The following is a 25,697-nucleotide window of genomic DNA, read 5'->3' on the forward strand; positions in this document are numbered from 1 at the left end:
CGAGAGCATGGTCATCAATGATTGTAAAAAGAATGGAAGATTTAAATAAAATTGATTTTAGAGCTGATGGATTTCCTGATGAGCTTGTGGATAATGAACCAGAAGAAAAAGGCTATGAAATTTAATTAATATGTTAAGATTAATAAATGTTAGATAAAAGAAAATTTTATATAAATGGAAAATGGGTTGACCCAGTAGAAAAAAATGATTTTGAGGTAATCAATCCTTGTAATGAAGATCCTTGTGCAATTATTTCATTGGGTTCAAAAAAAGACACAGATAACGCAGTTAAAGCTGCAAAAACTGCATTTGAAACCTGGAAAGAAACTAGCAAAGAAGAAAGATTGGATTTGCTGGAAAAATTATTAGTAGTTTATAAAAAAAGATTTGGAGAAATGGCAGAAGCTATTTCACTAGAAATGGGAGCTCCAATGGATTGGGCTACTGATGTTCAAACTGGATCAGGACAAGCACATTTAGAAGATTTTATTTTAAGATTGAAAGAATTTAATTTTGATGAACACTTTGATCAAAAATCTAATAACCACATTTGTTATGAACCAATTGGAGTATGTGGATTAATTACTCCATGGAATTGGCCAATAAACCAAATAGCTCTTAAAGTTGTCCCCGCATTTGCAACTGGGTGTACAATGATACTTAAACCATCTGAAATAGCTCCTATTTCTGGAATGTTGTTTGCTGAGATGATTGATGAAGTTGGGTTTCCTGATGGTGTATTTAATTTAGTAAATGGTGATGGTGCGGGTGTTGGAACACAAATATCTAGTCATCCTGATATTGACATGGTTTCTTTTACAGGATCAACTCGTGCTGGAAGACTTATTTCAAAAAATGCAGCAGAAACTATTAAAAGAGTTTGTTTAGAGCTTGGAGGCAAAGGTGGAAATATAGTTTTCGCAGATAGTTACAAAAATGCTGTTCGTGATGGCATAAGAAATGTAATGAGTAATTCTGGTCAATCTTGTGATGCGCCTACTAGAATGTTGGTTGAAAAATCTATTTATAAAAGAGCAGTTGAGGAGGCAGTTGATGAAGCAAATAAAATAAATGTAGATCAAGCCTCAAAGAAAGGTGATCACATAGGACCTGTAATATCTAAAACTCAATATGACAAGATCATCAATTTAATTGAAAGCGGAATTTCTGAAGGTGCAACGTTAGCAGCCGGTGGTCCGGAGTTACCTAACGGATTAAATAAAGGTTATTTCATAAAACCAACAATTTTTACAAATGTTACAAACGACATGAGAATAGCTAAAGAAGAAATCTTTGGTCCAGTTCTATCTATTATTCCGTTTGAAACTGAAGATGAAGCAGTAAACATTGTTAATGATACTTCTTATGGTTTGGGAAATTATTTACAGACAGAAGATACAAATAAAGCACATAGAGTTGCTAAAAAATTAAGATCTGGTTGTGTTTATATTAATGGCAATGCAGCTGATGCCGGAACCCCTTTTGGAGGTTACAGACAATCAGGAAATGGTAGAGAGGGCGGTGTTTGGGGTCTTGATGAGTATCTAGAAGTTAAAACTGTTACCGGATGGAAATAAAAATTTATGCATTTAATCCATCGTGGGATTGTAAACAAAAAATATAAAGAAAACCTTTTAAATTCATTTAAACAATCATTTAAAAAAGGATTTGGAATAGAAACCGATATACACGCAACTAAAGATAATAAATTTGTCTGTTATCACGACTTCACTTTAACAAGGATTTTCAAAAAAAAACAAAGTATTAAAAACTTAAATTATCAACAGTTAAAAGAATTAAGTCTCAAACAAAATAAACCAATTCCCCTACTCCAAGATTTATTAAAGATATCAAAAAATAAATTCTATTTATTTATTGAAATTAAACCCAAATTCTCAACAAAATTGCTTAAAAAACTAGTTAATGAAACATCTAAATATTCAAAATGTGTATTTATTTCGTTTAAACATCAAAATATTTTTAATCTTTTAAAACTAAATAAGAAAACAAAAGTGGGTTTATCTTTTTCACCACCAACAACTGTGAAATCAATAGAAAAAAAATCAATAATTAAAAATATAGATTGCTTTATTCTTGATAAATCATACATCAAAAACAAAAAAATTCAGAAACTAAAGATTAAAAAATACTTTTATACAATTAAAAATAATTCTGAATTCAAAAAATATAAAAACAATAATCTTATATTCGAAAACTTATAATTGTTGCTTAAGATAATTTAATCTTCCAATTATTTCGTCCCTATCCATATAATAACCTTGAAGATGCCTGTGTCCTGAGTTTGGATCAAATTCTGTTCTTCCATGAAGAAGTCTTCTGTTATTAAATGAAAAAATATCACCTGGTTCTAATCTGAAATTAATTTGGAATTTACTGTCATGTAAGAGATTACCAAATCGATGATGCGCTTTATAAACTGAGTCCATTACATCTGGATGACAATCTAGTGCATCTAAAGTTGCAATACTGTAACGAATATCATTATAATCTCCATCTTTTGTAAGTGAGATTGCTGTTCCATGAACACTTCTAATTGCTTCTTGGGTGTAATCTTTATCTCTAAATTTCAGTGGAGTATTAACTAAAATATCAAAAGTCTCTTTTTCATTTTTTCTTAAAAAGTCTGCCACTGCAAAAGCATCAACTGCAGAAGAGTCTCCTCCTTTTGCAGAATTTACCAAACAATGTAAAAATTGATATCCTGGAGGATTTTCAAACCAGGGTAAATCCATATGATTTCTCAATGCATGAGCTGTGTATGCCGAATTATTTGGTTTTGGAATGTTAATTACTTCAAAAGGTGTTTTAAAAAATGTTTCACGAGTATGACTTATTCGATTTAATACATTTAATCCTGAATTTTTTTCAACTGGTGAATTCTTTACAATGGCTATCCCGGTGTGATGCAAAAGTTCCAACCATTTAATTAATCCCTCATCAGAACTTATAATTTCGTCATGATCGATTTGAATAGACTCTAAATTTTTTTCAAGTGAACTGTCCCAAAGTTTATAGGGAGAAATATATTTTTGTTTGTGTTTTAAGGTATAACAATTTTCTCTTAGCCATTTAGGGTCATAATAACTTGTATGATCTCCTTCACTCCATTCAATCTCTAATTTTCCGTCTGCACTTAGAGAATATTTTTTTGGATTAATATTTTGTGATACATTCAAGATATTAAACATTCGATGTCTTGAGTCTTTGTCATGAGCTGTTGGACAATTATCTCTCAACCAAAGATAATTGAATTTGCTCTCTTCGCCATCACTCCAAATAACTTTTAGATAAGTAGAATTTTTTTCTAGTTTAGAAATTGCACTCACTCTTAATCTTTATATAAATGGATATCCAAATCAACTCAATTGTGGGTTGTATTATAAATTCAAGGCTTGTTTTTTGTCTTTATTCATTATTAAATCTTTGAATTAAAACTTAACCCTAAGGAGATAATTTAATGAAGTTTTTAAAAAGATTAACTATCTCAATTTTCCTTTTATCATCGTTAGTTATTAGTAATGCTAATGCAGGTGACTGTAAGGCTAGATTGGGAGATTTCGACTGGAGTAGTGCGAACATCCATACTGCAATCACACAGTTTATTCTTGAAAAAGGATATGGTTGTGAGGTTTCAGTAACTAAAGGAAGTACTACACCTATCATGGCTGCACACTACGATAAGCAATTAGATGTCATTACTGAAGTATGGTACGACAATATTATCGCAAACTACGAGCCACATGAACAAGCTGGAACAATTCAAAATATTGGAGTGAACACGCCAGACTCACAACAAGCGTTTTATGTTGATAAGGCAACAGCTGATAAATACAACTTAAAATCTGTAGAAGATATGAAAGATCCAAAAATAGCTGCGCTATTTAAAGATCCTGAAGATCCATCTAAAGGTAGAATGACTAGCTGTATTTCTGGTTGGACTTGTTACACAGTTAATATGGTTAAACAAATAGAGTATGGTTTAGACAAATACTATACTAACTTTGACCCAGGTTCTGGTGGTGCGTTAGATGCTGCTATTGCTGGTGCTTTCGCTAAGAAAAAACCTATCTTTACTTACTACTGGGCACCAACTGGTTTAATGGGAAAAGTTGACCTTGTTAGACTAAGCGAACCTGCTTTTGATTCTGACTGCTGGAATAAAATGTCTGCAGTTGTAGAAGATATTAAAGCAAACGGTCCTGATGCTTATAAAAAAAGCTGTGCTTGTGAATATAGAGATATGGCTTTAACAAAATCTGTTTTAACTGATTGGGCAAAAGCTAACCCAGCTGAAACTGAGTTTTTAAAGAAATACACTATTCCAACAGCTACCGTTAACAAAATGTTAGCATTCTACGAAGATGAGTCGGATGGTGACATGGAATTAACTGCTAAGGAGTTTTTAAAAACAGAATCAATGTGGAAAAGCTGGGTTCCAGCTGATGTAGCTTCTAAAGTTACAGCTGCGTTGTAATCTATAATTAAATTTTGAAAGAGCCCTTTTTCGAGGGCTCTTTTATTATTAGGATTAAAAATTCATCTAATGGATATAAAAAAAAATAAAAAACTATTTTTTAATATAGGTCTTTTAGTCTTTTTTGTTTGGCTACTAATAATTAGTTATAGCTCTTCAAAAAGAAAGCCAGAAAATGTAGGTGAATTACTAAACGATTTTTCTTGGCTACAAAAATGGCCCAAATGGTTAGACCTTCCATTAATGAAGTGGATAAATATTGGTTTTAAAAAATTAAATGAAACTTATGGTTTTATTTTTGAAGCAATAAATAATTTTTTACTAGCAATGCTGATGGCTTTAAAGAATTTTTTAATATTAGCTCCATGGCCAGCTGTAGTTTTAGGGGTTACAGTTATAGCTTATTTTGCAAGTGGAAGAAAAATAAGAACAACTGTATTTGTTGGTTTTTGCACTTTTTTTATTGGCTTCTTACATCCAATATTTTGGCAAAAAGCAATAGAAACCACAGCCATCATGTTAATAAGTATTTTTCTTTGTTTGATATTTGGAATGCCTGTGGGAATTTTAATGTCTAGAGCTGAAAGGATTAGAAACAAAATACTCCCAGTTCTTGACTTAATGCAAACTATTCCAGCATTTGTATATTTAATTCCTGGAATAATGCTTTTTGGATTAGGTGCTGTTCCAGCAATTATTGCTACATTTATTTATGCAGTACCTCCTTTGGTCAGACTAACAGATCTAGGAATAAGACTCGTAGATAAAGAGGTAATTGAAGCCGCAGATGCTTTTGGTGCAAGTAAAAAACAAAAATTATGGGGTGTGCAAATGCCATTAGCGTTACCCAATATTATGCAAGGTATAAACCAATGTACAATGATGGCTTTATCTATGGTGGTTATTGCATCAATGATTGGAACAAGAGGTTTAGGTGACGAAGTTCTGCTGGGTTTACAGCAGCTAAATGTTGGTAGAGCTGCAGAAGCAGGAATTGCGATAGTGCTTTTAGCTATTGTACTTGATAGAATAACTCAATCTTACGGAGAAACTTTACAAGAAAGACGGGCTCCAGAAAAAAAGAAAGGTAAATAATGTCTAAAATAGAGATTAAAAATGTTTACAAAATTTTTGGAAATAATCCTCAATCTGTAATGCAGATGGTCAGAGATGGTGCAAACAAAGAAGAGGTTTTGGAACAAACTGGACACACAGTTGGACTTGATAATGTTTCATTGAATATTGAAGAAGGCGAAACGTTTGTATGTATGGGTCTTTCAGGATCAGGAAAATCTACACTGATTAGACATCTTAACAGACTGATTGATCCAACTGATGGTGAAATTTTTGTTGAAGGTACAAATATAATGTCATTCAATAAAGAACAGCTCATTGATTTTAGAAGACACAAAATGAGCATGGTGTTTCAAAGATTTGGTTTATTTCCTCACAAAACTGTTTTGCAAAACGTTGGTTATGGTTTGGAAATGCAGGGCAAACCAGAAGATGAAAGAGACAGAACTGCTATGGAAAAAATTGAAGCTGTTGGCTTAACTGGTTTTGAAAATCAATTTCCTAATCAATTATCAGGTGGTATGCAACAACGGGTTGGTTTAGCAAGAGCACTTGCAACCGATAGTGACATAATGTTGATGGATGAAGCGTTTAGTGCTTTGGACCCTTTAATTAGAAGCGATATGCAAAAACAATTACTTGATCTTCAATCGGAACTAAAAAAAACAATCGTATTTATTACACATGATTTAGATGAATCATTAAGACTTGGAGATCATATTGGAATATTAAATGCTGGTAAATTAGTTCAAGTAGGAACGCCAGTAGATATTATAATGAATCCAGCAGATGATTATGTGAAAGCATTCGTTAAAGATGTAAATAGAGCAAAAGTAATTAAAGCTAAAGTGGTTATGAAAAAAACTGACGAAGCTAATGATATTGATAAATCTAATTTAATTAAAGTAAATGAAGATCAATTTATTGAAGAATTTTTACCTCAAATTGTATGTTCAAATTCAAACTGTGAAGTAGTTGATAAAAGTGGAAATGTTAAAGGATATATATCTAATAAAGAATTACAGACATCACTAACAAAATCTTAATTAATGGTTAACCAATCATTAAAGAATAAAAAAATAATAATTTCTGCAGGAGCATCTGGGATAGGTTTAGCTACGGCTAAAGTATGCCTTGCGCGTGGAGCATATGTTTATCTTTGTGATATTGACACTAAATCTTTAAACAAACTTAATAAACATCCTTTAAAAAATAAAAGATTGTTCTCATATGCATGTGATGCCTCAGATGAAAATCAAGTTTCAGATTTATTTAAGAAAATAAATAAGAAAACAAAAAAAATTGATGCTTTAATAAATAATGTTGGAATCGCTGGACCAACCGGATCACTAGAAAAACTTAAATCTGAAGATTGGGAAAGAACCATTCAAGTAGATGTTAATAGTCATTTTTATTTTACTAAAAAAGCCATACCTTTAATTAAAAAATCTAGAAATGGATCAATAATAAATATTTCATCAACTGCTGGCATATTAGGTTTTCCTTTAAGATCCCCATATGCGGCGAGCAAATGGGCAATCATTGGAGTTACCAAAACATTGGCAATGGAACTAGGTAAATTCAATATAAGAGTTAATGCAGTATGTCCTGGTTCAATAAAAGGCGAAAGAATGAAAAGAGTAATAAGAGATAAAGCAAAGTTTACAAAAGTTTCTTCAAAAAAAGTTGAAAAAGAATTTATTTCAATGAGTTCTATGAAAAAATGGATCCTAGAGGAAGATATAGGAAAAATGTGTGCTTTTTTAATATCCGGTGACTCAAGTAAAGTTTCAGGACAGGTAATTTCTGTAGATGGTCACACTGAAAGAAATGATTAATTTACCTAAGTTTTTTTTCGTATTTCTTTCTTAACTTTTGAATATCAACCAAATACTGATCTCTTATATTGGATATCATTGCAACCGATTTACCTTTAGCCTGTTTTACTGTTCCTGAAATAAGTCTAGAAGATAATTTTTTTGATAACTTAGGGGCCTTTAATTTAGTCCATGGTAATTTTAAAGCAGGTCCAAATTGTTCCAACATATGTTTCATTCCAGTTTTTCCTCCCGCAAGATGAAAGGTTAAAAATGTACCCATCAAAGACCATCTTAATCCTGGGCCATCTTCAATTGCTCTATCTAATTCTTCCGTAGTTGCATATCCCTCATTAATAATATGTAGCCCTTCCCTCCACAAAGCTTCTTGTAATCTATCAGACAAATATCCAGGTAATTCATTTTTAACCATAATTGGATTCATAGAAATTGATTTGTAAAATTTTTTAGCCAAATTTAAATTTTTTTTTGAGGTTCTTTTGCCTGGAACAATTTCTACTGCAGGCAATAAATAAACAGGATTAAATGGATGTCCAATTATTCCCCTTTCTGGATTTTTACATTTTGAATAAATCCTCGTTGGCAACAAACCCGATGAGCTTGAAGCAATTATTGAAGTAGATTTTGCATATTTTCCAATAGTGCTCATTAATTTAGTTTTTAAAGAATAGTTTTCAGTTGCACATTCCTGAATAAAATCTGCGTCTTTTAATGTTTGTTCTATTGAGGTAAAAAAATGAAAATTATTTAAATTTAATTTTTTTTTATTAAATAGTTTTTTTACAAATGGCCAAGTTCTTTTTATTTCAGATAATAAATTTTTTTTTAACTCGAGGTCTTTATCAAATGCATAAACAATTTTGTTATGAGCCAGACAACGAATGATCCAACCTGCTCCGATTACCCCAGTTCCAATTATTGCAACTTTTTTAATTGATGACATTACTTGTGTTTAACAAGTTTTAATTTTTCTCTAGTTTCTGCTGGTGTCATTGGGGTATATCCAAGTTCATCTATAATTCTTACAGCTTTTTCTACTAATTGAGCATTAGTAGCTAATTTACCTTTAGATAAATATAAATTATCCTCTAAACCGACTCTTGGGTTACCTCCCATCAAAACAGTTTGAGCAACAAATGGCATTTCATTTTTTGAAATTGCAAATCCTGACCAAACACCTTCTTTTGGCATTATATCTTTCATGGCTTGCATAGCTAATGTTGTAGCAGGTGCTCCCCATGGAATTCCTAAACACATTTGAAACATCGGTGGATCACTTAATAACCCTTCTTTATATAGTTGTGCACCAAACCACATGTTTCCTAAATCAAAAGCTTCTATTTCTGGCTTAACTTTTATCTCTTTTAATTTCTTTGCTGCTTTTCTTAAATCATTTGGTGTATTAACTGTGATTACTGAGCTATCACCAAAATTTAAAGTACCTGCATCTAGAGTACAAATTTCTGGGAGAAATTGTTCAGCATTTGCAATTCTTTCCATTACATTTGCCATATCAGTCATTGGTCCAAACTCTAACGGGTCTTTGCCTTGACCAATGTCTAAATCTCCACCCATTCCAGTTGTTAAATTTAATATTACATCTGTATCGCTTGATCTAATTCTGTCGATTACCTCTTTATATAACTCTAATCTTCTACTTGGAGTTCCATCTTCCTCCCTCACATGAATATGAGCAATAGCAGCTCCAGCTTTTGCAGCTTCAATTGATGCTGTAGCAATTTGTTCTGGTGTTTTTGGTAAATCTGGATGCTTACTTGCGGTATCTCCTGACCCCGTCACAGCACATGATATGAATACCTTGTTGTTCATTTTAAGTAAGATTTATACTATTATAAAAAGGACGAGGGAATAAAAAAATGTCTTTTCATATAACAAACCAAACAATCAAAAAAGAATGGACTGATTATAATAATCATATGAACATGGCTTACTATGTCTTAGTTTTTGATCAGACTTGGGAGATAATTCTAGAAAAATTTAAGATGGGTGAAAAATCTGCAAAGAATACCCAAAGAAGTACCATGGTTGTTGAAACTCGCACTACATATGATGGTGAAGTTAAAGAGGGAGATGAAGTTGAAATTGTTTTAACTTTCTTTGATCATGATAGAAAAAGATTACATTTCAAGATGGAAATGATTGAAAAATCATCAAAAAAATTATCAGCAACTATTGAAATGTTAGCGCTTTATATTGATCTTAGTAAAAGAAAAGTTACAGAATTTGAAGATGAAAAAATTAAAATTATGGATGATTTTATAAATGAAAATAAAAATGAATTTAATTATGACAATTTATCCATTATTGGAAAGCTTAAAAAATGATTGATGTAAAATTATTATCAGGAGCATTAGGTGCAGAAATAAATGGAATTGATTTAACTGATGTATCAGATGAAAATTTTAAGAAAATAAACGACCTATTGTTAGAACACAAAGTTATTTTTTTTAGAGATCAACCTTTAGCAACAGAACAACACATAGCTTTGGCTGCAAAGTTTGGGCCTCTAGAAACGCATGCTTATGTTAAAGGCCGAAGTGAATTTCCTGAGATAGTAAGAATAATTAAAAAACCTTATGAAAAAACACAATGGGGCGAAGGTTGGCATTCAGATGTTAGTTACAATAAAAAGCCAACAAAAGCTGTTGTTTTAAAATCAATTAAAATTCCTCCAGTTGGAGGGGATACTGTTTTTTCAAATATGGAACTTGCTTGGGAAACATTAGATGATGAAATAAAAAATAAAATTAAAGATAAAAAAGCGGTTCATTCATCAAGAGGTGGGGGATTTTTCCTTGATAAATATAAAGCAATGGAGAGCAATGGAAATATGGATGAATACTCAAATACTCATCCAATCTTAAGAACTCATCCAGAAACAGGTAAAAAAATTCTTTTTGTTAACTGGACCTATACAAAAGAAATAGTTGGAATAGATAAAAAAGAAAGTGATGAGATATTAAATTATTTATTTGAACATCAAGCTAGATTAGATCTTACTTGTAGATTTAAATGGACAGAAAATGCAATTGCGATCTGGGATAATAGAAGTGTTCAACACTATGCGATCGCTGATTTTTACCCAAATAAAGGACTTGGTTTTGAAAGAATAATGGATCGTATTGCTATTGAAGGGGATCATCCACAATAATAAATGAAAATAATTTATAAAATCATTTCAAATTTTATAAACAACAAATCTTTGTACATTGGTGAAAAAGTGACTATGTCGGAACATATGATTCAATCAGCTATGCTAGCTGAGAAAGCTAAGTGTAGCGATGATTTAATTTGTGCATGTTTACTGCATGATTATGGTCACTTTCTTTTAGAAGATCCTGATGAATTGGTTAAAAATAAATTAGACGGAGAGCATGAAAATATTGGATATCAATATCTAAAAAAATTTTTTGGACAAAAAATTGTTGAGCCAATTAAATACCATGTTTTAGCTAAACGTTATTTAGCTAGAGAAAAAAAATATTTTGATTTTTTATCAGATGCGTCAAAAATTAGCCTTAAGTTACAAGGAGGAGTTTTAAATGCTAAAGAGAGTAAAGAATTTGAAAATAAATCTTACTTTAAGCCATCTATTCTTCTTCGAAAATTTGATGAAGCTGCTAAAAGAACCGATATGAAAATGAAATCTATTCATGACTATGAAAAATTGTTAAGTTCCAAACTTATATGAATTTCGATTATTTAATAATTGGTGCTGGAAGTGCAGGCTGTGTACTTGCAAATCGATTAACAGAAAACAATCAAAACAATGTAGCGATATTTGAAGCTGGGAAACCCAGTGATATTTGGAAAGTCAACATGCCACTTGCGATTTTATATACAATGCATGATCCAAAATATAATTACAAATATTATTCAGAACCAGAACCTCATTTACATAATAGAAGATTATTTTGTCCAAGAGGAAAAATGATTGGTGGATGTTCTGCTCATAATGGAATGGTATTTGTAAGAGGAAACCCAAATGATTATCAAAGGTGGGCATCTTTTGGATTGGATGACTGGTCGTATGAAAAAGTCCTTCCTTATTTCAAAAAAATCGAAACCTGGTCTGAAGGAGAAAATGAATATCGAGGTGGTAGTGGAATATTGCCAGTAAACCAATCTAAAAATAAAAATCCTTTATTCAAAGCGTTTGTCGATTCAGCTGGCGAAGCTGGTTATAAAATAAACAACGACATGAATGGTAAAGAACAAGAGGGTTTTGGAATGTACGATGTTACTATTCATAAGGGAGAAAGAGCAAGTGTATCTAAGTATTATTTAAATCCTGCTAAAAAAAGAAAAAATCTTAAAGTATTTACAGAAGCTTTTGTTGAAAGAATTATTTTTGATGGAAAAAAAGCAATTGGAATTGAGGTAAAAATTAAAAATAAAATAGAAAAGATTTTTGCCAACAAAGAAGTAATTTTAAGTGGGGGTGCAATCAATTCACCACAATTATTAATGCTTTCTGGAATTGGTCCAAGCCAACACTTAAAAGATAAAGGAATTGATGTTGTTCATAACTTAGAGGGTGTTGGAAAAAACTTACAAGATCACTTAGAAACTTATGTTCAGCAAGAATGCAAAACTAAAGATACCTTATATTCTTACGTTAATAAGTTAAATATGGTTAGAATTGGAATTCAATGGTTTTTGAACAGAAGTGGTCCATGCTCTACCTCTTTTTTAGAAGCTGGAGGTTTTTGTAAATCATCTCCAGAAAGAGAATATCCAAATATTCAATTTCATTTTTTTCCTGCTTTCGTAATTGATCATGGATTAGTTGATCCAGACAGGCATGGTTACCAATTACATGCTAGTCCAAACCATCCAAAAAGTAGAGGTCATATAACTTTAAACAGCTCAAACCCCTATGATTATCCAAAAATTCAATTTAATTATCTAGAACATGAGGATGATTTAATGCAAACCATAGAATGTATTCATGTAGCTAGAAAAATTTTAGGTCAAGACTCTTTGAAGCCTTTTGCAGGAAAAGAAATTGGACCAGGAGAACATGCTCAATCTAATGAGGTATTTGAAGAATACATTAGATCTAAAGCTGAGACTGCTTACCACCCATCTTGTACTTTAAAAATGGGAGTAGACAATATGGCTGTTGTAGATCAAAAACTAAAAGTTCATGGTGTTGAAAATCTAAGAGTAGTTGATGCGTCTGTAATGCCTGAAATTACAAGTGGAAACCTTAACGCTCCAACATTAATGATTGCTGAAAGAGCATCCGAATTTATTTTAAATTAAAATTACTTGTTACGATAAACTGAAATTAAACAAATTATTTCAAACATTATAGAAGCTGCAACCATTGCTGTAATTTGATTTGGACTATCTTTTGTTGGCATTAAACAAGCAACATCACCACCAATAACATTTTTTCCTTTTAAACATTGAATAAGTTTTCTTGCCTCATCCATATTAAATCCTTTATATGCAGGCTCTATATTTGCTACTCCTGGAGCTACTGTTGGATCTAAACAATCTAAATCGAAGGTAACATAAATTGGATTGTCACCTAGTCTATCTAAAATCATTTTCACACATTTTTCATGACCCCATTCTCTATATTCATCCATTGTAATTACTTGATAACCAATATCGTAACTCGCCTGTAACCAATCTAATGTTCTTGGATTTCCTCTTATACCTATCTGAGTACTTGTGTGTGGATCAACATTCCCTTGTTTAACTAAATAAGAAGCCCAATGTGCTGCTGATTTTTTTGCACCTAAAAAATGATCTAATTTTTCAAAACAATCTGTGTGGGCATCAAAATGAAGAAATGTTATTTTTTTTCCTTTAGTTAATTTTGAATTTTTTTTAGCTAAACTTTGAACAATTCCACCAGTTATTGAGTGATCTCCACCAATTGAAACAACTGGCTTTTCAGCTTGTTCAATATGATCATAAAATGCTGAAATTCTCTCTATACATTTTTCATTATCATTAGCTTCTGGAAAAGGAACATCTCCTAAATCGTGAATTTTATTTTCTTTCCAAGGATCAATTTTGTAATCAAAGTGAGATCGTCTCAACATTGCAGAAATATTTCTAACTGCTCTTGGACCTAAATGTTGATCTCTTTCTGTAGTTCCATTTCCTGTGCTATGAGGAACACCAACTAGTGCAATGTCACAATTCTTAGGATCTGGATCATTTTTGCACCTAAATAAAGTTGGAATACCCCACCAATATAGGGTTTCCATCATTATTTTATCTTCTTCAGAAATCATAAATTAAATATGGCACAAATTTAATAAATTTTAAAACATATTCTTTTTTGATATAGAGCATAAATGAGCGCTCAAAACAATAATCCTAAAGGAATAGTTTTCATATTGATTGCTATGATAGTTTTTTCTGTCCAGGACGGAATTATGAAGCATATTTATAATTTTGTTTCTCTTTATGAAATTTACTTAATTAGAACAGTGGTAAGTTTTGTGCTTATATTATTATTTTTAATAATTACAAAAAAACCAATAGTATTTAAAAGCCAATATCCTCTTTTAACTTTTACCCGTGTAATACTTTTTTTCTTTGGTTTCAGTTCTTTTTATGTTTCTTTGACTGTACTACCGCTTGGTACTGCAACAGCTTTATTTTTTGTTACACCATTTTTAATTACAATATTCGCTCATTTGTTTTTAAAAGAAGAAATAGGATTAAGAAGATGGTCTGCTGTGGTTGTTGGATTTATTGGAGTTTATGTAACATTAAATCCTGATTTTAGTAATTTTAACTATTTAAGCTTATTACCTATTTTATGTGCGCTTTGTTACTCATTATCTATGATAATAATTAAAAAAACATCTGATAAGGATAGTGTTTATACACAAACATTTACATTTTATATTGGCGCAATAATTATTAGCATAATTTTTTATTTTATTATTGGTGATGGTCAATATAACAATTCAGATCATCCAGCTTCTCAATTTATATTTAGGGAATGGTTTGTTGATTTTAACTCTAATATTCTTTTAATGGTTGCAACTGGAGTTACAGCAACTCTTGCATTTCTTTTTTTATTTACTGCTTACAGTATAGCTTCTCCAGCTGTCGTTTCACCTTTTGAATATTCAATATTATTTTGGTCACCGCTTGTAGGATGGTTATATTTTGATGAAATTCCTTCATTAAATACAGTGATTGGAATTTTAATAATAGTATCAAGTGGTGTTTATATTTTTATGCGTGAAAAAGCACAAAATCAATCTATTGCTACGGAAAAACCTCTTAGATAAATGACAAAAGATAATAATTCTAAAGGTATTATTTTAATAATCATTGCAATGACATTATTTGCGATGCAGGACTCTTTAATTAAATATATTTTTGAAAAAGCCTCACTTTATGAAATCTTTTTTGGAAGATATTTTGTTGCAGCTATTTTACTTTTTAGTTACATAAAATTTAGAAAACAGAAAGTTTCACTAAAAACTTATTATCCTGTTTGGACAATTATTAGAGTTGTTCTTCACTTTTTAGCGTTTTCAGCTTTCTTTATTTCTCTTACTTACATGCCACTAGCAACTGCAAATGCCTTATTTTTTTCTTGTCCCTTTTTTGTATCTATTTTTGCTAAATTTTTTTTGAAAGAATTTATTGGAATAAGAAGATGGTCAGCAATTGTATTTGGTTTCATAGGAGTTTTTATTGTACTAGACCCAAACTTTTCTGACTTTGAATACAAAAGTTTGCTTCCAGTATTATGTGCTTTTTTTTACGCAGCATCAATGACCATAACAAAATATACGTCTGATAAAGATGACGTGAATACTCAATTATTTTATTTTTATTTAATAGCACTAATTTTATGTGGTCTGATTTATTTGTTCTTGGGAAATGGACAATTAAATAGCTCAGACTTTGATCCAACCACGCAGTTTATTTTTAGAGAATGGTTTTCAAATATTGAATATACTTGGAAATTTATTTTATTTTTTGGTTTTGTTGCCTCTATTGCATTTCTTTGCATATTTTCAGCTTACATTGTTGCTTCTCCTTCAGTAGTTTCTCTGTTTGAATATTCATTAATTATAATGTCTATGATACCTGGATATTTTTTATTTAATGAAATTCCATCTGGTAGAACATTTTTTGGAGTTGCGTGTATAATAGCTGCTGGAATTTATATTTACTTTAGAGAAAAAGCTAGAGATCAATATATTGCAACAGAAACACCAGTAAGAAGATGACTAAAACATATATACCAACCATCGATATATCTTCACTAATTAAAAATAATTTTGAAACTCAGAGAGCATTTAAAACGATTAAAGAAATTGAAAAAGCTTGTATCAAAGTTGGTTTTTTTCAAATTACAGGACATGGAATTAATTTAAAAGTAATTAAAAAAACATGTGGAGTTGGCAATAAATTTTTTAATTTACCAGATAGCAAAAAGAGGAAATTATCACCAAATAAATGGAATAAAAAAAATAAAAATCTATATAGAGGATATTTTCCTAATGATGTAAATGGAAAAGAAGGTTTAGATATAGGTGATTTAAAGGTAACTAAAAAATATTCGTCAAATCTAAACAATCAATACATAGAGCATCTTAATCTGGGGAAATGTTTAAATAAAAGCTCAATAAGCATTTTAAATAAATATTTTGATAACATTTATAGATTGAGTGAAACATTGTTTAAAAGTGTAATAAAACTTAATAAAAGAAATCCTGATATTTCTGGTAAAGCTTTTTCAAGATTAAAAACATTAAGCACATTAAGATTTAATTATTACCCTAACCAAACAAAACCAGTGGAAATATCAAAACAAGATGGGGTTGCTCTTGGGTGTGAAACGCATGTTGATAGTGGAATATTTACACTTCTCTATCAAGATAGAAAAGGTGGATTGCAGGTACAAAATAGAAAAAACAAAAAATGGTATGATGTACCATTCAACAAAAATGCTTTAGTAGTAAATACGGGAAGAGCATTAGAGTTTCTAAGCAAAGGTAAATTTAAAGCAACTAATCACAGAGTTTTATGGAATAAAAGTAAGAGACTATCTGTTCCTTTTTTCTTTGAACCTTCCTATGATTTCAAAATGAACCAATCATTTTTAAATGGAAGTAAATTCAAAAATAATGGTCAAATTTATGAGAAATTTCTTAATAAATCCTTGAAGAAATTTATTGAATATCAACGTTAGTAATAATAAAGTTTAAGTATAAAGCGATACATAACTCGTCGTTAAATTCAAAAATTTACGAAAGTGGGATCGGTCGTCTTTAAATTAATTTTTAAAGGAGGCTTTATGAACTTTGGATATTTTTGTAACACTACTAATTGGGATAAAAAACCTTATACCCAACTTTTAGATGAAGCTAGAGAGATCACTGAATATTGTGATCAAAATAATTGGAATTCTATTTGGTATACCGAACATCATTTTAATCATGAAGGAATGGAGTCGTGCACCAATCCACTAATGATGTGCACTGATGCTGCTGCAAGAACTAAAAATATTCGTTTAGGACAAGCTTGTAACGTAATTACATTTCATAATCCCATAAGACTTGCAGAAGATATTGCAACGCTTGACCAAATGTCAAAAGGGAGAGTTGAAGTGGGTATTGGTAGAGGTGTTTATGGTAGAGAAGCAATCAATATGAATAAAGAAGCTGACTTAAAAGACCAAGCAAAAAATTTTAGACTATTTTCAGAAACATTAGACATAATGAAAAAAGCATGGTCTGAAGACTTTTTCTCTCACCAGGGCGAATTCTATACTTATCCATCTCCTAATTTCATTTGGCAACACGATATGAGTCCTCCAAAAGAAAATGTTGTAGATTTAAAAACAAATGAATTAAAACAAATATCTGTATTACCAAAACCTTATCAAAAACCTTTCCCACCAATTTCTCAAGTAGTTGATGGAGAAAGATCAATTCAGTGGGCAGCAGAAAATGGGCTTAATACAATTATGTGGATACCAACTGTAAAAGCTTTGAAAAAAAGATTTGAAATTTATAAAGATGCAAAATCTAATGCTGAAAATAGAGATGTACCACTAGGGGAAGGTATTAGTTTGGTTAGAGATATGTTTGTTGCAGAAACTATGGAAGAGGCTGAAAAAATGGCTGGAGAACATATTGTAAATTATATGAGATGGGTTTGTCATTGGAGAGGATTGGGAAATCATATGGATCCAGATGAAAAATTACCAGAGACAAAAAATAAACTAGATTTATTAAATTATGAATTTCTTCATAAAAGAAATCTATTGTTTGGAACACCTGAGTTTGTAATTGAAAAAATAAAAGAACTTCAACAAGAATTAAATCTTCAAAATTTACAAGTCTGGTCTAACTTTCCAGGTATTAAACATGAAGATTGTATGAGAAGCATCAAATTATTTACAGAAGAAGTTATTCCAAATATAAAACCGATAGACACAAACATTCAAAGAGCTAGTTAGTAAATGGATTTAAAACTTAGAAAATTTGCAAAATTTGTTGATAAAACTTTTATTGAAGGTGGAAAAAAAGCTAAAGAACCTGTTCTGTTAGTTTCGGTTGCAGCTGTTATAGAAAATCCTTGGGCCGGAAAAGGTTTTGTAGAAGATTTAAAACCAGAAATATTAGATCTTGCGCCTCAATTAGGAGATCTTTTGGTTCCAGAGTTAACAAAAGAAATTGGATCGGGTGAAAAAATTTTAGCTTATGGAAAAGCTGCTATGGTTGGATTAAATGGTGAGATAGAACACGCTTCTGCATTTATTCATACTTTAAGATTTGGAAATAAATTTAGAGATGCTGTTGGTGGAACTTCTTATTTAAGTTTTACAAATACCAGAGGTCCTGCAGGTGCAAAAATTTCAATTCCAATGATGCACAAAACTGATGCTGGATTAAGACCTTTTTATCTTACTCATGAATTTACAATTCATGATGCCCCTAATGAAGATGAAATAGTTATTGCAATTGGAGGTGCTCCTACTGGACGAGCTCATGCTAGAACGGGTGATAGATATCAAGACATGAAAGAGATGGGCATCGATAACTAATTGATGTCTTACAATTTTGATAACAATCAAAATCATTATTATTTTAATAATAAAAATTCGTTACCAATAATCTTCATTCATGGTGTTGGTTTAAATCAGCAAATGTGGAAACCACAAATTGAATTTTTTAAAGAAAATTCATTTATAACTTACGATCTGTTAGGACATGGAAAAACACCCTTTAAAGAGCCAAATTTATCAATGGAAAATTTTACTAATCAATTATCAAATTTAGTAAATAATCTAAAGATAGAGAAATTTAATTTAATTGGGTTTTCTATCGGATCTTTGATTGCAATTGAATTTGCCTCAAAACATGAAAATTATTTAAATTCCTTAACTCTAATTTCCACTACTTACAAAAGGACAACCAAAGAAAGACAAAATGTAATTGATAGAGTTAATTTAGCAAAAAAAAATATGCCAATATCACAAATGGCAATGAAGAGATGGTTTTCAGATGAATATCTTGAGCAAAATCCAGAATTATATGATGAGTTTATGAATATTCTTAATAAGAAAGGAATTGATCAAGACAATTTCATAAAAGCTTATGAGGTATTTGCAAACTATGAGGATAATCTTGAAAATATAAAAAATATTAAAACAAATACCTTAATTATAACAGGGTCAGATGATCCGGGATCTACGCCTGATATGTCAAAAAATTTAAATAAAGATATACAAAATTCAACATATGTTGAAATCAAACATGGAAAACATTTATGCAATATTGAATATGCAGACGAAGTAAATAATGCAATAATGAAACATATAAATAATGCCTGAGTTAAAAAAATATCAAATGTTTATAGATGGTCAGTGGGTAGACTCTGATACAAAAAAAACTTTTGAAACTTTAAATCCAGAAAATAATAAGCCTTGGGCTGTAGTTCCTGAAGCTAGCGGAAATGATGTTGATAGAGCTGTAAAAGCTGCACAAAAAGCTTTTGAAGGTGAATGGCCAAAAATGCTTGCAAGAGATAGAGCAAAATATTTAAGAGCGATTGGAAATAAGCTCAGAGAAAATTCTGAATTATTAGGAAAGATTGAAACAATTGATACAGGTAAACTGTATAGAGAAACTTATCAACAAGCAAAATATATTGCAGAATATTATGATTACTATGCAGGTTTAGCTGACAAAGTTGAAGGAACAGTTCTTCCAATAGATAAACCAAATATTCAAGCAATCACAACAAGAATTCCAATAGGTGTTATTGCAGCTATCATTCCCTGGAATTCTCAAATGTTTTTAACTGCAACAAAAGTTGCTCCTGCTTTAGCTATGGGGAATACGGTTGTAATTAAATGTTCTGAATTAGCGCCAGCAACTATGTTTGAGTTTGCAAAGTTAGTTGAAGAAACTGGAATACCAAAAGGCGTAGTAAATGTAGTTTCTGGTTTTGGAGATCCATGCGGTAAAGCTTTAACTACTCACAACTTAGTTGAGAAAGTAGCTTTTACAGGAGGTCCTGAAACAGCAAGACATATAATTAGAAATTCTGCAGAAAATTTATCTGAGGTAAGTTTAGAGTTAGGTGGAAAAAGTCCTGTAGCTGTTTTTGATGATGCTAAACAAGAAAATGCAATTAATGGAATAACTGCTGGAATATTCGGAGCGAGTGGTCAAAGTTGTATAGCAGGTTCAAGGCTCTATTTACAAAAAGGAATTTATAATGAGTTTTTAGATAAATTATCATCTAGAGCAGAAAAAATAAAAATAGGTGCACCAATGGACTCTGATACTGAAATGGGTCCCTTAAGTAACTTTAAACAATTAGAAGTAATAGAAAAAAATATTAAATTAACAGTTGAACAAGGTGGAAAAATTAAATGTGGTGGTAAAAGACATCCATTTTCAAATGAAGGTTATTATTTTCCTCCAACAATTATTGAGTGTGAAAATCATAATTTACCAGCTGCTGAGAATGAACTTTTCGGTCCAGTATTATCGGTCATGAAATTTGATACTGAAAAAGAAGTAATAGAATTAATGAATGATAATCAATATGGTCTATCTTCAGGTGTTTACACTAGTGATCTCGCAAGAGGAATGAGGGTGTCTAATGCTATCCGAGCAGGAATAACATTTGTAAATACTTATAGATTAATTTCTCCTTCAGCTCCATTTGGAGGTATCAAGGATAGCGGATATGGAAAAGAAGCTGGAATTGACTCAATTAAAGACTACACAAGGGTAAAAACAACTTGGTTCTACACATCTGATGAGCCTTCTTTAGACCCCTTCTCAATCAGATAATTATCAGCGTCAATAAACTGTCTAAAATAGGATAATTTTGTCATTGAATATTAATAATATTCATACTTAAATTGGCTTTTTATAAATTGTTAACAATATAGAGGAAGATAATGAGAAAACTATTTATCGCTGTATTTATGTTTGTATCAAGCTTTGGTTCAAATGTAATGGCAGACGGACATTCGATTAAAATGGGGATCATCTTAGGATTCACAGGTCCTATTGAATCTCTAACTCCAGCTATGGCTGCATCTGCAGAGCTTGCATTTAAGGAAGCTTCTGATTCAGGTTCGCTATTAGGTGGAAAAAAAATTGAGCCAGTAAGAGCAGACTCAACTTGTGTTGACTCGGCAGCAGCAACTGCAGCAGCTGAAGGTTTAATATCAGGTGGTGTAGCTGCAATTATGGGAGCAGACTGTTCAGGTGTAACTGGTGCAATCGCATCAAACGTTGCTGTACCAAATGGTGTAGTAATGATTTCACCTTCAGCTACTTCTCCAGGATTAACAACTCTAGATGACAATGGGTACTTCTTTAGAACTGCTCCATCTGATGCTAGAGGTGGTCAAATTTTAGCTGATATAACTAAAGATAGAAAAGTAAAAAGTGTTGCAATCACTTATACTAACAATGACTATGGTAAAGGTTTAGCTGATGTTTATAAAGCAGCAGTTGAAGCCCATGGTATTAAAGTTACAACTGTAACTGCTCACGAAGATGGAAAAGCAGATTACTCATCTGAAGTAGCAACTCTTGCTTCTGCTGGTGGTGATGCTGTAGCAGTTATTGGTTACCTTGACCAAGGAGGAAAAGGAATTATTCAAGCTTCTTTAGACTCAGGTGCGTTTGATAAATTTATTTTATCAGATGGTATGATTGGTCAATCTTTAGTTGATGCTTTTGGTAAAGATTTAAGTAAATCATTTGGATCAATGCCAGGTTCTACTGGTAAAGGTGCTGGTGTATTTGCAGAAGTTGCAAAAGCAGGTGGAATTGACTCATCAGGACCATACACAGGTGAATCTTATGATGCAGCTGCTTTAATCGTATTAGCAATGCAAGCAGGAAACTCTGCTGACAGAGCGTCTATTGCAAAACATGTAATGGAAGTTGCTAACGGTCCTGGAAAAAAGATTTATCCAGGTGAGCTTAAGAAAGGTCTAGATTTACTAGCAAAAGGTAAAAAGATTAATTACGAAGGTGCTACTGGAGTAACTTTTACTAGTGTTGGTGAAGCTGAAGGTTCTTTCCTAGAGCAAGAAGTTAAAGGTGGAAAATTCAAAACTAAAAAACAAAGATAATTTTTATCTTAATTCAAAAAACCCCAGTAATTTAATTACTGGGGTTTTTTTTTAAATCAGCTCTTATAGTAGATAGAGTTATTATAATTAGAAAAATCAAACATATTAAATTCATAGTTTTCCAACTAGTTAAACTAAGAAATACTCCAGCAGATAAGCTCGCTGCTGCTTGTATGGTATAAACGATCAAATCATTATATCCTTGAGCTCTAAATTTTTCCTCTTCTCTGTAACACAAAACAAGTAAGCTTGTTCCTGAAATAAATAAAAAATTCCATCCTAGACCCAGAAAAATAAGTGCAATCAAATAATTAATAAAATTTTGTTCAAATAAACTAGTAATAATTGTGACTAAAAACATTAAAACTCCCAAATACATAATTTTACTATGACCAAACCTTTTAATTAAATTTCCAGTAACTAATGAAGGTAAAAACATGGCTGCTATATGAAGCTGAATAACAAATCCAGTTTTGGACAAACTTATTTTCTCCATCAAATGCATACTTATAGGTGTGGCTGTCATTAAAAAAGTCATTACAGCATAGGCAAAAGCAGAAGCTACAAGTGCCTGTAGAAATCTAGGTTGTGACATAAGTTCTAAAAAACTTCTTCCAGTTTTATATTGACTGTTTGATGTCTTTTTAGTTTCCTGAAAAAAAAATAAAAATATTGTTGATGAAATAGATAATACTGCAAGAGCAAGATAAGAACCTGCGTACATATGATCTGAAATAAATCCTTTCGAAATGTTTGCAATATTTGGGCCAATAAACGCCGAACCTATTCCCGCTAATAAAATGATAGAAATTGCTTTTGGCGCATAATCCTTATCTACAACTTCGACTGCTGCAAAGCGGTATTGATGACTAAAAGCTATTCCTCCGCCAATTAAAAAGCATCCTAAATTATACAAGACAAAGCTTTCTATTATTATTGAGTACGCTGTTAAAAGAGATGCAAAACATGTACCTATTGATGCATAAATAAATCCTAATTTTCGTCCAATCAAACTCATTAGCTTTGCAGCAAAAAAAGCAAATAAAGCAATTCCAACAACCGACAAAGCCATTGGAAGAGTTGCTAAAGATTTTATTGGACTAAATTTTGAACCAATTATACCGCTTAAAAAAACGGTGACTGGTGCAGCTGTAAAAGCGAAAATCTGGCTTAAAATAAGTAACGAAAGATTTTTATTCATTAAAAGAATAAATACTTGTCAGCTATATACAAAGCCCAAGCAGCGGCAGCACCTAATATAATATATTTCATTTGATTTACTTTATTTCTATTTTTTCAGGAAGTATACCTTTAGGTCGATACCTCATTATAAACAATAATCCTAATCCCATCAGCAAAAATCTGAAATAAGGAACACTTTCAATTAAATGAGCTTTAATTGCATTTGTTTCAGGAATACCTGCTGTAAAGAAATTAATTAAAAACATTGATATTGGTGCAGCTTCAATCCATAAAAACCATACAACGAAACCTCCTAAAATTGCACCAAAGTTGTTTCCACTTCCTCCTACAATTACCATTACCCAAATTAAGAAAGTATATCTCATAGGTCTATAGCTTCCTGGTGTAAACAAACCATCTTGTGTAACCAACATTGCACCAGCAATTCCAACAATAGCTGATCCTAAAATAAAAATTAACAAATGTTGTTTAACAACATTTTTACCCATTGCATTTGCAGCTTCCTCGTTATCTCTTATTGCTCTCATCATTCTTCCCCAAGGAGAATAAAGAGCTTTTTGAGTTAAAATTAAAAGAATAATTACTACTACTAAGAATAATCCTGAATAACACAGTTTTACAAATATTGATGAACCTTCAATAACAAGTTGGTTTAAAGCAGCTTGACGATCCGCTAAATTCTCAATTACACTTAATTTTCCTGAATTAAACTTTTCAACTAATTTAATAAACCAATCGGTAGTTTGGAGATCTACCTCGTAAGGTGCAGGTCTCTTTAAACCAATAACATTTTTTACACCTCTCGTGAGCCAATCTTCATGTTTAATAATTGCAATAACAATTTCAGAAATAAGAAGAGTGGCGATAGCTAAATAGTCTGCTCTAAGACCAAGAGCAACTTTTCCCACTATAAATGCTAACCCACCTGCAAAAAGAGCTCCAACTATCCATGAAAAAATTATTGGTAATCCAAATCCTCCAAGAAAACCTGTTGTTGCAGGATTTACAGCTTCAATTTTTTCAATTCCTGGCTCTGCGGTTACTCTAATAATTATAATCCCTGTTATGATAAGAGCTGCAATACTATAAGTTCTTAATTTTGATTTTTCAAAATTTTTCAAAATAAATCTAATAACTAGAACCATTACAATGATAAGCCATAAGCACATCAAAATATCAAAACCTCCTGCCCTCCAAGCTTCTTGAACAGGGTCTACTGATATCAATACAGCAGCTAAACCGCCTAAAGCTGTATAGCCCATAATTCCAAAATTAATTAAACCAGCGTATCCCCATTGAATATTTGCACCCATTGTCATTACTGCAGAAATCAAACAAAGATTAAATATTGATAAAGCTATATTCCAAGATTGAAATATCCCAACCATAAGAATAAGCACCATCATGATACTATAAGCTGCTATTACATTTAGATTTTTTCTCACAATACTTTCCCCTTAAATATTCCTGAAGGTCTGTAAATTAAAACTATTACCAGAATTGAAAACGAGACTGCAAACTTATAATCTGTGGACAGTAGTTGAACTAGACTATTCGGTTCCATGCTTTCTGGTAAAATATACATAAAGAATTTTTTATAAGCATAAGTTAATAAAATTTCAGAAAATGCTATAACGTATCCTCCTAAAAAAGCTCCAAAAGGATTTCCAATTCCACCTACTATTGCAGCAGCAAAGATAGGAAGCATATTGTTAAAATAAGTAAATGGTTTGAAACTTTTGTCTAAACCATACAAAACACCACCTATAGTAGCTAAAATTCCTGCAATTACCCAAGTCACTAAAACTATTTTTTTTGGATCAATACCTGAAAGTAATGCAAGATCCTCATTATCTGAATAAGCTTTCATACTCTTTCCAGTTTTTGTTCTATTTAAAAACCAAAATAATAAAGAAACTAAAACTATAGTTACAAAAATAGTTATTACTTGAGTTGACTTTAATGCAAGACCTTCATTTAAACCTGTCATCTCTTTAAATTCACGAGCTTTAATAATAAATTTTTCTCCATCAAAAAATCTTCTGTCACTAGGTCCAATAATAATTCTTACCACTGCTTGTGTTACAAACATGACACCAATACTTACCATTGCAAATTGAACTGGAGGGCTTTTCTGATGTCTATAATATTTGAAGACAAATTTATCTATTAAAAGCATATATAGAATCATCAAAATAATTCCAAATGGGATAGCTAATAAAGCAGTAGGTAAAACACCTAAAGAAACACCTAAAGATTGAAAGTACCATGTAAATAAAATTGTAGCCATGGTTCCAAAAGACATCATGTCTCCAGTTGCAAAATTCGCAAATCTTAAAATTCCATAAATAAGTGTTACAAAGATTGCACCTAGTGCTAACTGAGAGCCGTATGTTAATGCGGGGATAAAAATATAATTTAATAAAAGAATTATAGCATTTAAAAAATCCAT

The 25,697-nt window shown here is 31.3% G+C and carries 25 protein-coding genes; 18 read left to right on the forward strand and 7 right to left on the reverse strand.

Going from position 1 to position 25,697, the window contains the following annotated elements:
* Window positions 1-146 precede the first annotated feature (146 nt).
* Both AMN81_RS03075 and AMN81_RS03080 read left to right on the forward strand, forming a co-directional pair.
* Complete coding sequence (locus AMN81_RS03075; protein WP_072090657.1) at window positions 147-1,577, forward strand: aldehyde dehydrogenase family protein; 1,431 nt, start codon at window positions 147-149, stop codon at window positions 1,575-1,577.
* A gap of 6 nt (window positions 1,578-1,583) precedes the next feature.
* Window positions 1,584-2,222: a glycerophosphodiester phosphodiesterase gene (locus AMN81_RS03080; protein ID WP_072090658.1), complete on the forward strand. Its 639-nt coding sequence runs from the start codon at window positions 1,584-1,586 to the stop codon at window positions 2,220-2,222.
* On the opposite strand, the gene AMN81_RS03085 is transcribed toward AMN81_RS03080, so the two are convergent.
* On the reverse strand, window positions 2,217-3,347 hold the full coding sequence (locus AMN81_RS03085; protein WP_072090659.1) for a TauD/TfdA family dioxygenase: 1,131 nt from the start codon (window positions 3,345-3,347) through the stop codon (window positions 2,217-2,219). The two genes, AMN81_RS03080 and AMN81_RS03085, sit on opposite strands and share 6 nt — an antisense overlap.
* Before the next feature lie 131 nt (window positions 3,348-3,478).
* Between AMN81_RS03085 and AMN81_RS03090 the strand changes: the two genes are divergently transcribed.
* From AMN81_RS03090 to AMN81_RS03105, 4 genes are all read left to right on the forward strand, one after another.
* Entirely contained in the window at window positions 3,479-4,495 is a 1,017-nt protein-coding gene (locus AMN81_RS03090) for a glycine betaine ABC transporter substrate-binding protein (protein WP_072090660.1), read from the forward strand.
* Between the two features lie 243 nt (window positions 4,496-4,738).
* Window positions 4,739-5,590 carry an ABC transporter permease gene (locus AMN81_RS03095; protein WP_425304113.1) on the forward strand — a complete coding sequence of 284 codons (852 nt, stop codon included), beginning with the start codon at window positions 4,739-4,741 and terminating at the stop codon, window positions 5,588-5,590.
* On the forward strand, window positions 5,590-6,615 hold the full coding sequence (locus AMN81_RS03100; RefSeq protein WP_072090661.1) for a quaternary amine ABC transporter ATP-binding protein: 1,026 nt from the start codon (window positions 5,590-5,592) through the stop codon (window positions 6,613-6,615). The genes AMN81_RS03095 and AMN81_RS03100 overlap by 1 nt, the downstream gene beginning before the upstream one ends.
* 3 nt (window positions 6,616-6,618) lie before the next feature.
* Window positions 6,619-7,407, forward strand: coding sequence for an SDR family oxidoreductase (locus AMN81_RS03105; protein WP_072090662.1), 789 nt, complete (start codon window positions 6,619-6,621; stop codon window positions 7,405-7,407).
* Between the two features lies 1 nt (window position 7,408).
* Here the strand turns inward: AMN81_RS03105 and AMN81_RS03110 are convergent, their stop codons facing one another.
* Both AMN81_RS03110 and AMN81_RS03115 read right to left on the reverse strand, forming a co-directional pair.
* The gene (locus tag AMN81_RS03110) at window positions 7,409-8,350 is read right to left on the reverse strand and encodes a 3-hydroxyacyl-CoA dehydrogenase NAD-binding domain-containing protein (RefSeq protein ID WP_072090663.1); all 942 of its coding nucleotides are present in this window, start codon (window positions 8,348-8,350) and stop codon (window positions 7,409-7,411) included.
* Window positions 8,350-9,237: a beta-keto acid cleavage family enzyme gene (locus AMN81_RS03115; RefSeq protein WP_023854215.1), complete on the reverse strand. Its 888-nt coding sequence runs from the start codon at window positions 9,235-9,237 to the stop codon at window positions 8,350-8,352. The genes AMN81_RS03110 and AMN81_RS03115 overlap by 1 nt, the downstream gene beginning before the upstream one ends.
* A 47-nt stretch (window positions 9,238-9,284) precedes the next feature.
* Between AMN81_RS03115 and AMN81_RS03120 the strand changes: the two genes are divergently transcribed.
* The 4 genes from AMN81_RS03120 to AMN81_RS03135 are packed head-to-tail and all read left to right on the forward strand — an operon-like array spanning window position 9,285 to window position 12,696.
* Window positions 9,285-9,752, forward strand: a complete 468-nt coding sequence (locus tag AMN81_RS03120) for a thioesterase family protein (protein ID WP_023854216.1) — start codon at window positions 9,285-9,287, stop codon at window positions 9,750-9,752.
* The gene (locus tag AMN81_RS03125) at window positions 9,749-10,579 is read left to right on the forward strand and encodes a TauD/TfdA dioxygenase family protein (RefSeq protein ID WP_072090664.1); all 831 of its coding nucleotides are present in this window, start codon (window positions 9,749-9,751) and stop codon (window positions 10,577-10,579) included. The genes AMN81_RS03120 and AMN81_RS03125 overlap by 4 nt, the downstream gene beginning before the upstream one ends.
* 3 nt (window positions 10,580-10,582) lie before the next feature.
* Window positions 10,583-11,119 carry an HD domain-containing protein gene (locus AMN81_RS03130; RefSeq protein WP_072090665.1) on the forward strand — a complete coding sequence of 179 codons (537 nt, stop codon included), beginning with the start codon at window positions 10,583-10,585 and terminating at the stop codon, window positions 11,117-11,119.
* A complete protein-coding gene (locus AMN81_RS03135; RefSeq protein WP_072090666.1) occupies window positions 11,116-12,696 on the forward strand; it encodes a choline dehydrogenase in 1,581 nt (526 codons plus the stop codon). Before AMN81_RS03130 ends, AMN81_RS03135 begins: the two co-directional genes overlap by 4 nt.
* Before the next feature lie 2 nt (window positions 12,697-12,698).
* On the opposite strand, the gene AMN81_RS03140 is transcribed toward AMN81_RS03135, so the two are convergent.
* Window positions 12,699-13,685, reverse strand: a complete 987-nt coding sequence (locus AMN81_RS03140; protein WP_072090667.1) for an arginase family protein — start codon at window positions 13,683-13,685, stop codon at window positions 12,699-12,701.
* 63 nt (window positions 13,686-13,748) lie between these two features.
* Here AMN81_RS03140 and AMN81_RS03145 point away from each other — a divergent pair, with 63 nt between their 5' ends.
* The 8 genes from AMN81_RS03145 (at window position 13,749) to AMN81_RS03180 (ending at window position 22,042) form a co-directional block, all read left to right on the forward strand.
* The gene (locus AMN81_RS03145; protein WP_072090668.1) at window positions 13,749-14,699 is read left to right on the forward strand and encodes a DMT family transporter; all 951 of its coding nucleotides are present in this window, start codon (window positions 13,749-13,751) and stop codon (window positions 14,697-14,699) included.
* On the forward strand, window positions 14,700-15,653 hold the full coding sequence (locus tag AMN81_RS03150) for a DMT family transporter (protein WP_072090669.1): 954 nt from the start codon (window positions 14,700-14,702) through the stop codon (window positions 15,651-15,653).
* Entirely contained in the window at window positions 15,650-16,618 is a 969-nt protein-coding gene (locus AMN81_RS03155; protein ID WP_072090670.1) for a 2OG-Fe(II) oxygenase family protein, read from the forward strand. Before AMN81_RS03150 ends, AMN81_RS03155 begins: the two co-directional genes overlap by 4 nt.
* A 105-nt stretch (window positions 16,619-16,723) precedes the next feature.
* Entirely contained in the window at window positions 16,724-17,890 is a 1,167-nt protein-coding gene (locus tag AMN81_RS03160) for an LLM class flavin-dependent oxidoreductase (RefSeq protein ID WP_072090671.1), read from the forward strand.
* 3 nt (window positions 17,891-17,893) lie between these two features.
* Window positions 17,894-18,478, forward strand: a complete 585-nt coding sequence (locus tag AMN81_RS03165) for an amino acid synthesis family protein (RefSeq protein ID WP_072090672.1) — start codon at window positions 17,894-17,896, stop codon at window positions 18,476-18,478.
* A gap of 3 nt (window positions 18,479-18,481) precedes the next feature.
* Window positions 18,482-19,267 carry an alpha/beta fold hydrolase gene (locus AMN81_RS03170; RefSeq protein ID WP_072090673.1) on the forward strand — a complete coding sequence of 262 codons (786 nt, stop codon included), beginning with the start codon at window positions 18,482-18,484 and terminating at the stop codon, window positions 19,265-19,267.
* Complete coding sequence (locus AMN81_RS03175) at window positions 19,260-20,741, forward strand: aldehyde dehydrogenase (protein ID WP_072090674.1); 1,482 nt, start codon at window positions 19,260-19,262, stop codon at window positions 20,739-20,741. The genes AMN81_RS03170 and AMN81_RS03175 overlap by 8 nt, the downstream gene beginning before the upstream one ends.
* 110 nt (window positions 20,742-20,851) lie before the next feature.
* Window positions 20,852-22,042, forward strand: a complete 1,191-nt coding sequence (locus tag AMN81_RS03180; RefSeq protein ID WP_072090675.1) for an ABC transporter substrate-binding protein — start codon at window positions 20,852-20,854, stop codon at window positions 22,040-22,042.
* A gap of 31 nt (window positions 22,043-22,073) precedes the next feature.
* Here AMN81_RS03180 and AMN81_RS03185 read toward each other — a convergent pair whose 3' ends face one another.
* The 3 genes from AMN81_RS03185 to AMN81_RS03195 form a co-directional block, all read right to left on the reverse strand.
* Window positions 22,074-23,243, reverse strand: coding sequence for an MFS transporter (locus AMN81_RS03185; RefSeq protein ID WP_072090676.1), 1,170 nt, complete (start codon window positions 23,241-23,243; stop codon window positions 22,074-22,076).
* 76 nt (window positions 23,244-23,319) lie between these two features.
* A complete protein-coding gene (locus AMN81_RS03190) occupies window positions 23,320-24,651 on the reverse strand; it encodes a branched-chain amino acid ABC transporter permease (protein ID WP_072090715.1) in 1,332 nt (443 codons plus the stop codon).
* 35 nt (window positions 24,652-24,686) lie between these two features.
* Window positions 24,687-25,697, reverse strand: a complete 1,011-nt coding sequence (locus AMN81_RS03195) for a branched-chain amino acid ABC transporter permease (protein WP_072090677.1) — start codon at window positions 25,695-25,697, stop codon at window positions 24,687-24,689.

Origin of the sequence: Candidatus Pelagibacter communis (genome assembly GCF_001179845.1) — a bacterium.
Taxonomy (GTDB): Bacteria; Pseudomonadota; Alphaproteobacteria; order Pelagibacterales; family Pelagibacteraceae; genus Pelagibacter; species Pelagibacter ubique_Q.